Source organism: Levilactobacillus tujiorum (genome assembly GCF_012641185.1).
Taxonomy (GTDB): Bacteria; Bacillota; Bacilli; order Lactobacillales; family Lactobacillaceae; genus Levilactobacillus; species Levilactobacillus tujiorum.
This window is the reverse complement of record NZ_JAAXLK010000045.1, coordinates 1-1,239: the sequence shown is the minus strand read 5'-3', so window position 1 is coordinate 1,239 and position 1,239 is coordinate 1. Positions and strand designations below refer to the sequence as shown.

The window sequence follows — 1,239 nt, the reverse complement described above, 5'->3', positions numbered from 1 at the left end:
GCTGAATCGCCACGGATAATTTAGACACTTCCGAGCCGTTGATAATACTGGTTTTCATATTCTGTCGGTGACATCTGATCGCTAGAACCATGCCGACGTTTACTGTTATAAAACATTTCGATGTAATCAAAAATATCGCTGCGGGCTTCTTCCCGCGTTCCGTAGATCTTTTTCTTTATCCGTTCGCGTTTCAACAACTGGAAAAAGCTTTCTGCAACCGCATTATCATGGCAGTTACCGCGACGGCTCATGCTGCCCTCCAGGCCGTGTGATTTCAGGAACGACTGCCATTCATGGCTTGTGTACTGACTGCCCTGATCCGAATGAACCAGCACCTGTTTTTGGGGGTTACGCCGCCATACAGCCATCAGCAGTGCGTTCAGGACAATGTCTTTTGTCATCCGGGATTGCATGGACCAGCCGATAATTTTGCGTGAGAACAGATCAACAACCACGGCAAGATACAGCCAGCCTTCGTGGGTCCTGATGTAGGTTATGTCCGTTACCCAACGTTCATCCGGAGCATCCGGATTGAACTGTCGCTGAAGCCTGTTGGGCGACACGATACTGGCCTCGCCTTTACGAGCCCGCGGGCTCCGGTATCCGACCTGAGCCTTTATGCCGACACGTTTCATCAGTCGCCAGACTCTGTTCACTCCGCACTGTTGCCCGCTGTCCCGCAGATCCAGATGGATTTTGCGATAACCATAGACGCATCCCGATTCCAGCCAGAACTGTTTAATCTGTCCTGTCAGTCTCAGGTCTGCCTGATGGCGTTGTGAATGCGGCTGCTGAAGCCAGGCGTAAAAACCACTGGGATGAACATCCAGCACCCGACAGAGCAGGCGAACAGGCCAGCAACAGGTGTTGTCACGGATAAAGGCGTACCTCAGTCGGACAGCTTTGCGAAGTACGCCGCGGCTTTTTTTAATATGTCCCGTTCGTCGGTAACCCGCTTCAGCTCTTTCTGGAGACGGCGGATCTCGGCCTGAGCATCTGACTGTTCTTTATTAGTGGAAGAATCCGGACCGTACTTCTTTATCCAGGAGTAAAGGCTGTGTGTGGTGATATCGAGACGTGTTGCAACGCTGGCAACAGAATAACCGCGATCAACAACCTGTTTGACTGCTTCAATTTTAAACTCTTCGGGATAACGCTTACCGCTCATGGGCACCTCTCTTTAAGTCATCTTAAATGACTCTGAGGTGTCTGTTAAACCTGTGGCGATTCATCGTAGAA

The 1,239-nt window shown here is 50.7% G+C and carries 1 protein-coding gene; it reads right to left on the bottom strand.

The features are described 5' to 3' along the window. Nucleotides 1-20: 20 nt before the first annotated feature. Nucleotides 21-1,168, bottom strand: a protein-coding gene (locus tag HF569_RS12125) for an IS3 family transposase (RefSeq protein ID WP_115168574.1) whose coding sequence is annotated in 2 segments (ribosomal slippage) — nucleotides 21-931 and nucleotides 931-1,168 — 1,149 coding nt in all. Because the reading frame shifts where the segments join, the coding sequence is not laid out codon by codon here. Nucleotides 1,169-1,239: the final 71 nt, after the last annotated feature.